Annotated in this window: 6 protein-coding genes and 1 pseudogene; 1 reads left to right on the top strand and 6 read right to left on the bottom strand. The window is 64.9% G+C overall.

The window, feature by feature from the left end; translation table 11 throughout:
* Positions 1 to 690 (bottom strand): annotated as a pseudogene (locus ACK41X_RS21980) (protein translocase subunit SecD); the annotation flags it as partial.
* Positions 691 to 764: 74 nt separating this feature from the next.
* Positions 765 to 1,097, bottom strand: a complete 333-nt coding sequence (gene yajC, locus ACK41X_RS21975; RefSeq protein ID WP_409727970.1) for a preprotein translocase subunit YajC — start codon at positions 1,095 to 1,097, stop codon at positions 765 to 767.
* Between the two features lie 367 nt (positions 1,098 to 1,464).
* Between yajC and ACK41X_RS21970 the strand changes: the two genes are divergently transcribed.
* Complete coding sequence (locus ACK41X_RS21970) at positions 1,465 to 2,394, top strand: ATP-binding protein (protein ID WP_409727966.1); 930 nt, start codon at positions 1,465 to 1,467, stop codon at positions 2,392 to 2,394.
* Between the two features lie 223 nt (positions 2,395 to 2,617).
* Here the strand turns inward: ACK41X_RS21970 and ACK41X_RS21965 are convergent, their stop codons facing one another.
* From ACK41X_RS21965 to serS, 4 genes are all read right to left on the bottom strand, one after another.
* A complete protein-coding gene (locus tag ACK41X_RS21965; protein ID WP_409727963.1) occupies positions 2,618 to 4,042 on the bottom strand; it encodes a peptidoglycan DD-metalloendopeptidase family protein in 1,425 nt (474 codons plus the stop codon).
* Positions 4,043 to 4,188: 146 nt separating this feature from the next.
* Positions 4,189 to 4,842, bottom strand: coding sequence for a protein-L-isoaspartate(D-aspartate) O-methyltransferase (locus tag ACK41X_RS21960; RefSeq protein ID WP_409727961.1), 654 nt, complete (start codon positions 4,840 to 4,842; stop codon positions 4,189 to 4,191).
* A gap of 138 nt (positions 4,843 to 4,980) precedes the next feature.
* The gene (surE, locus tag ACK41X_RS21955; protein WP_409727958.1) at positions 4,981 to 5,745 is read right to left on the bottom strand and encodes a 5'/3'-nucleotidase SurE; all 765 of its coding nucleotides are present in this window, start codon (positions 5,743 to 5,745) and stop codon (positions 4,981 to 4,983) included.
* A gap of 120 nt (positions 5,746 to 5,865) precedes the next feature.
* Positions 5,866 to 6,807: serine--tRNA ligase (gene serS, locus ACK41X_RS21950; protein WP_409727955.1), on the bottom strand; the 942-nt coding region annotated here is incomplete at its 5' end.

Raw genomic sequence — 6,807 nt, 5'->3', positions numbered from 1 at the left:
GGCCTCGGCCTGCTCCGGTGTGGTGGTCATGTCGACCATGCGGAAGGTCAGCCTGGCGGTCTTGCCAAGGAGATCCTTCAGGCGCTGCGGATCCTGCAAGCCCGGAACCTGGACGAGGACACGGTCGACGCCCTGCCGCGCGATCGACGGCTCGACGGTGCCGAGTTCGTTGACACGCCGCTCGATGATCTGGATCGACTGATCGACCGCCTGGCGAATGCGCTCGCGCAGCGCCGGCTCGGTCACGGTCAGGCGGAACAGGCCGCCGCCCGCGTCCACCACGTCGATGCTGGTCTGGCCGGTCGCCTGCAACAGGCCACCCAGCGGCTGCGACAATTCACGGAATTTCTGAAGAGCCAGATTCGGATCGGCTCCTTCGCGGATGCGGAATTCAACGGTATTGCCGCGCACGGTTACAGCGGCCGGACTGCCGAGCCGGTTCTCGCGCACGACACGGCGCACATCGTCGCGCAGCGCCTCGACCTTCTCGCGCCGGACCGCTGCCGAATCGACCTCCAGCAAGATGTGCGAGCCGCCCTGCAGGTCGAGGCCAAGAACGATATGGCGCTGGGCCCATTTCGGCCAGCTCTCGACCATTTCTTTCGGGAAGAAATTCGGAATCGCGAAACTGCAGATCAGCAGCGTGGTCGCGATGATCGCCAGCATCTTCCAGCGGGAAATGTAAAGCATCGGCCTGGTCCGTGTTGGCGTCCGTTATGGCGTTGTCAGTCTCAGGCGCGCCCCTCCTACGCCGGATCGAGCCGTCACCCCTCGTCCTTGACCGGCTCGCCCTTGGCGCGCACGTCGCTGATCATCTGCCTCACTTGGCGAATGCGCACACCGTCCGCAAGCTCCACCTCGAGCTGATCGTCGTCGATCACCTTGGTGACCTTTCCGATCAGGCCGCCGGAGGTGACGACGGTATCGCCGCGGCGCACATTCTTCACCATTTCCTGATGCGCTTTCACCCGCTTCTGCTGCGGCCGCAGGATCAGGAAATACATAATGACGAAAATCAGAATGAACGGCAGCAGCGAAACCAGCATCGAATTGGCGTCGCCACCGGCAGCCTGCGCATAAGCGGGCGTGATGAACATCGAACGGCCTCTAGTGTCCCGAATCCAAAGCCCGCTTGTCGGTGCGGCTTGCTCGTGAGCGGACTTCGGATGCGAAGAACACCAGCAAACCGATTGCCCGGGTACGGATCGTTCGGGGCCGGCACGCCACGACTCCGGCAACGCCGGCCGAGCGAACCATCCGGACCCATCTTCCGGGCAAACATGCGCTCCGGCGCAACCCCCGCGCCCAAAACGGCGCGGACTATAGCGGCCGCCCGCCCAATTGCAATGTTGCCGCAGCTTTCGGCCAAGATGCCGCAAGCTTTGGTCAAATTACTGGCCTTGCAGGCATTTTTTGGCGCGGCTATGGGGTTCCGAGCCGACCGGACCAGGAGCGAAATGCCAAATGCGTAAAGCCAAAACGCCTGCCACGCGCGCCGCCGCGCACAAGGCCCCGCGCAGCAAGCGTGCCGTCTCCGATTCTTCGCCCGACGTCCTGGAGCGTATCGCGGCGGCGCTGGAGCGGCTGTCGCCTGCGCCGAATCGCCAACCCGATTTTGCCGCCGCCGATGCGTTCATCTGGCACGCGGGCGGCAGCGTGCTCGCGCCGGTGAAGCGGGTGAACCGTGTCGATCTCGGGCTCCTGAAGGGCATCGACCGCATGCGGGATACCCTGATCGAGAATACCGAGCGCTTCGCCGACGGTCTGCCCGCCAACAATGCCCTGCTCTGGGGCGCCCGCGGCATGGGCAAGTCCTCGCTGGTCAAGGCCGCCCATGCCAGCGTCAACGCCGCGTCCCGCAACCCCGGCCGCCTCAAGCTGATCGAAATCCACCGCGAGGATATCGAAAGCCTGCCCGTGCTGATGGCGCTGTTGCGCGATGCACCCTATCGCTTCATCGTTTTCTGCGACGACCTGTCCTTCGACGGCGACGACACCTCCTACAAATCGCTGAAGGCGGTGCTGGAGGGCGGCATCGAGGGCCGGCCCGAGAACGTCATCCTCTATGCGACCTCCAACCGCCGTCACCTGCTGCCGCGCGACATGATGGAGAACGAGCGCTCGACCGCGATCAATCCGGGCGAGGCGGTCGAGGAAAAGGTATCGCTGTCCGACCGCTTCGGGCTCTGGCTCGGCTTTCACAAATGCAGCCAGGACGAATATCTCGCCATGGTCGACGGCTATGTGAACCATCTGCGCATCCCGTCCGACCCCGACGAACTGCGCCGCGAGGCATTGGAATGGGCAACCACACGCGGGGCGCGGTCAGGGCGCGTGGCGTGGCAATTCGTGCAGGATTTTGCCGGACGCAAAGGCGTGCGGCTGCCCGGCTGAACGCGCGACGGGCTGTCCCCTGAGGCCATGCCCGGCCTCGTGCCGGGTACCGACGTCCCTACGAGGCGACAGCGTGGATGGCCGGGACGAGCCCGGCCATGACGCCGTTGCTGACGTGCCGCTATAATGTTTTCGAACGAAGCGGGCACCGGTTTGCATGAAGAAAACGCGCCAACGCAACAACTTGGAATCATTTCGCGATTCGAAGAAAAGCGAAAAGACTCTAGGACGCCCCGGTCAGGTATTGCATCGGATCGACCGGGGTTGCGCCCTTGCGAATCTCGAAATGCAGCTGTGGCGATGAGACATTGCCGGTCTGGCCGGATTTGGCGATGGTCTGCCCGCGCTTGACGGTGTCACCGCGCTTCACCAGCAATTCGCTGGCATGCGCATAGGCGGTCACGTGGCCGTCGGCATGGCGCACCAGCACCAGATTGCCATAACCCTTGAGCTCATTGCCGGCATAGGCCACCACACCATCCTCGGACGCCTTGACCGGCGTGCCCTCCGGCACCGCGATATTGATGCCGTCATTCTGCTGACCGGTCGGTTTGGGGCCGAAACCTGCGATGATCCGCCCGCGCACCGGCCAGCGGAAGCCCGGCGAATTGCTCGCGGCCGCCTGCTCTTCACGGTCGGTCTTGGCCTGCTCGACCGGCGACGGGGTGTTCTCGGCCGGCTGGATCACGCGCGCCGACGCCATTGGTTGGGCATGCGCGTCCGCCACGCGCTGTGCTGGCGCCACCGGAGCGGTCTGCTGCTGCGGCCAGGGCTGCGCAGCCGGTTGCGCGGACGGTGCCGGGCGCGGAGCAGCCTGCGCCGCGCGTGAGCCGCCGGGAATGGTGAGCTGCTCGCCCATCCGCAGCTTGTGATGCGGCGGCAGCCGGTTGACCTGCGCCAGCGTGACCGGGCTCACATTGTAACGGCGGCCGATGCTGAACAGGGTCTCTCCCGGGCCAACCGTATGCATCTGTCCTTGCGCCGCCAGAGGACGTGCCGGCTGCTGCGGCTGCTGGCGCACGCTACCGGTGGTCGCCGGCGCGGGCTGACGCGGCGCTGCGGCCGCCTGCTGCGAACCGTTGTAGTTGTATTTCGGGATCACCAGGCGCTGACCGGGATAGATGGGCGTCGCGGTGCTCATGCCGTTGGCTTCGGCGATCGCGATCGCCCGAACACCATAGCGCCGCGAGAGCGACTGGATGGTTTCGCCCTGCCCGACCGTCACCGGCGTGCCGCCATTCGGATCCCAGCGCGACGACGCGGGCGGCGGCGCCGGACGCGTGGCGGCCGGTGCGACGGCGGGCTGCGGTTGGCGATAGGCCGGCGCGCCTTGCGAATGATAGGCGACGGGCTGTGCCGGCGGCGGCGCATGATGCGGCGCGGGCTGGTGGTATCCCTGTTGATAATGCGGTGCGGGCTGCTGGTAGGCCGGCTGGGCCGGCGGCAGCGGCTGACTCTGCACCTGACCATAGGCCGGTTGTTGCTGGGGAACCGAGCCGGTGGTCTGCGGCACCGGGGTGAACGGATTGGAGAACGGTTGTTCGAGGCGGTTGGCGTCGCTGGAGCAGGCGGCCGTCGCCAGAGCGAACGCGGCACAGACGGCCAGACGCGAAAAGGCGGGCGAGCGGACGGGCTCAGCAGAACGCATCTTACAAAACTCACTGAACGCAACTGACACAGTGCGGCAAGTTAAACACCCGCGAAGTAAATAAGGCTTTAAGCAATGGGTATGCGTAAACCTTAACCGCCTCCTTCAAACGGCAAGAACCAACAGCCTTTACAATTGCTTGCTGCTCACAATTGCTTCGCCGGACCGTGCACCAGCGGGACGAAGCGGACCGCGATCATGTCCTCGCGCTTGACGCCCTCGGCGGTGCGGCGTAGCCGCACGATATGCTGCGGGCCTGCATGCGGACCGACCGGGATCACCATGATGCCGCCGTCGCCGAGCTGGTTCACAAGCGGTTCGGGCACCGTCTCGGCGGCCGCGGTGACGATGATGCGGTCGAACGGCGCCAGATGCGTCGCGCCCTCGAAACCGTCGCCGACAATCACATCGATATTGGCATAGCCGATCCGGTCGAAGGTCTTGCGCGCCTTTTCGGCGAGCGTGCGGTAGCGCTCGATCGAGACCACATGCGCGGCGATCCGTGAGATCACCGCGGCCTGATAGCCGGAGCCGGTGCCGATCTCGAGCACGCGATGATGCGACTGCAATTCCAGCAGCTCGGTCATATAGGCGACGACATAAGGCTGGCTGATGGTCTGGCCGCAATCGATCGGCAGCGCGTGGTCCTGATAGGCCTGTTGCTTTAAGTCTTCGCTCACGAACATCTCGCGCGGCACTTCGTCCATGGCGCGCAGCACCGCATTGTCGGTGATCCCGCGGCGCCGCAGCGTCAGCAGGAACTCCATGCGGTCCAGATTCTTGTTCTTCGACGGCCACATCGGCTGCGCCTTTTGTCAGTCCTGCGGCTTCCTATCGTGGTCGTTCCGTGGCCCAGGCGAAAGCCCGCGAACCCTCAAATCCAAAGAAAATCGGTCGCTGGGGGCGCGCGACCCAGTGGGTCGCGCCGCGGAATGACGTCAGTCGAATTCTTCCGCAAGCCGCGTCATGAAATCGTGGTCGGTCTGGTCGAGGCGCAGCGGCGTCACCGAAATCCGGTTCTGAGCGAGCGCCGAGAGGTCGGTGCCGTCGACCGGGGTCGGCTTGCCTTTCCGCGAAAACGCGATCCAGTAATAGGGGTTCGAGCGGCCGTCGAAACGCGGCTCGATGCGCAACAGCTCCTGATCGCGCCGCCCCTGCGCGGTGACGGCGATGCCCTGCACCGCGTCCGCATGGCAGTCCGGAAAATTCACATTGACCAGCGAGCCCTTGGGGATGCCGACGGCGAGCACATGGCGCACCACGTCGGGGCCGAATTTGCGCCCGGTATCCCAGGGCGGATTGTCGCGATTGCCCGGGCCGTAGGCCTGCGACAGCGCGATCGAGGGAATGTTGAGGACGGTGCCTTCCAGCGCGCCCGCCACCGTGCCCGAATAGCCCACGTCTTCCGCGACATTCTGGCCGCGATTGACGCCGGAGAGCACGAGGTCCGGCCGGTTGTCGGTCATGATGTGACGCACCGCCATGATCACGCAATCGGTCGGCGTGCCCTTGACCGCGTAATGGCGCGAACCGACTTCGCGCAGGCGCAGCGGGTCGTTCAGCGACAGCGAATGCGAAACCCCGGAATTGTCGGTCTCGGGCGCGACCACCCACACATCGTCGGAGAGCGCGCGGGCAATATCCTCGCAGACTTTCAACCCCTCGGCATGAATGCCGTCGTCGTTGGTGACAAGGATTCTCACGTTACGCTTGCTCCGCGGTCCTGGCCGGGCTTGACCCGGCCATCCCCGTCTTAAAACGCGGAGAGAAAGACGTGAATGCCCGGCACAAGGCCGGGCATGACGGCGTTTGCATCTGCACTCTCATTTCGTCTTCCCGATCACCGTCATGCCGCCCATATAGGGCCTGAGCGCGTCCGGCACGACGATGGAGCCGTCGGCCTGCTGATAGGTCTCCATCACCGCGATCAGTGCGCGGCCGACCGCGACGCCCGAGCCGTTGAGCGTAGAGACGAAGCCCTTCGTCTTGCCGTCCTTGCCCTTGTAGCGCGCATTCATGCGCCGCGCCTGGAAGTCGCCACAGACCGAGCAGCTCGAGATTTCGCGGAACATGTTCTGGCCCGGCAGCCAGACCTCGATGTCGTAGGTCTTCTGCGAGGCAAAGCCCATGTCGCCGGTGCACAGCGTCACCACGCGGTAATGCAGGCCGAGCCGCCGCAGCACTTCCTCGGCGCAGGCGGTCATGCGCTCGTGCTCGTCCATCGCCTGTTCGGGCGTGGTGATCGAGACCAGCTCGACCTTGGTGAATTGATGCTGGCGGATCATGCCGCGGGTGTCGCGCCCCGCAGCGCCGGCTTCCGCCCGGAAGCAGGGCGTGCAGGCGGTGAGCCGCATCGGCAGCTTGTCTTCGTGGGTAATGTCGTCGCGGACGAGATTGGTCAGCGGCACTTCGGCGGTCGGGATGAGCCAGAAATCATCGCCAGCGCGAAACTGATCCTCACGGAACTTCGGCAGTTGCGCGGTGCCGAACATTGCATCGTCGCGCACCAGCACCGGCGGATTGACTTCCGTATAGCCATGCTCCTGCGTATGCAGGTCGAGCATGAACTGCCCGAGCGCGCGTTCGAGCCGCGCCAACCCGCCGGTCAGCACCACGAAACGTGCGCCGGAGAGCTTGGCCGCCGCCTCGAAATCCATCATGCCGAGCGCTTCGCCGAGTTCGAAATGCTGCTTGGGCGTGAAGGCGTAATCGCGCTTGGCTCCAAATTTATGATGCTCGACATTGCCATGCTCGTCGGCGCCGTC

The organism is Pseudorhodoplanes sp. (assembly GCF_046289595.1).
Taxonomy (GTDB): domain Bacteria; phylum Pseudomonadota; class Alphaproteobacteria; order Rhizobiales; family Xanthobacteraceae; genus Pseudorhodoplanes.
This window is presented reverse-complemented; position numbering and strand designations above follow the sequence as displayed.

What these genes read in the sequence shown, in the direction of transcription:
- yajC (WP_409727970.1), bottom strand. Translation starts at nt 1,097, where the DNA reads ATGTTCATCACGCCCGCTTATGCGCAGGCTGCCGGTGGCGACGCCAAT.
- ACK41X_RS21970 (WP_409727966.1), top strand. Translation starts at nt 1,465, where the DNA reads ATGCGTAAAGCCAAAACGCCTGCCACGCGCGCCGCCGCGCACAAGGCC.
- ACK41X_RS21965 (WP_409727963.1), bottom strand. Translation starts at nt 4,042, where the DNA reads ATGCGTTCTGCTGAGCCCGTCCGCTCGCCCGCCTTTTCGCGTCTGGCC.
- ACK41X_RS21960 (WP_409727961.1), bottom strand. Translation starts at nt 4,842, where the DNA reads ATGTGGCCGTCGAAGAACAAGAATCTGGACCGCATGGAGTTCCTGCTG.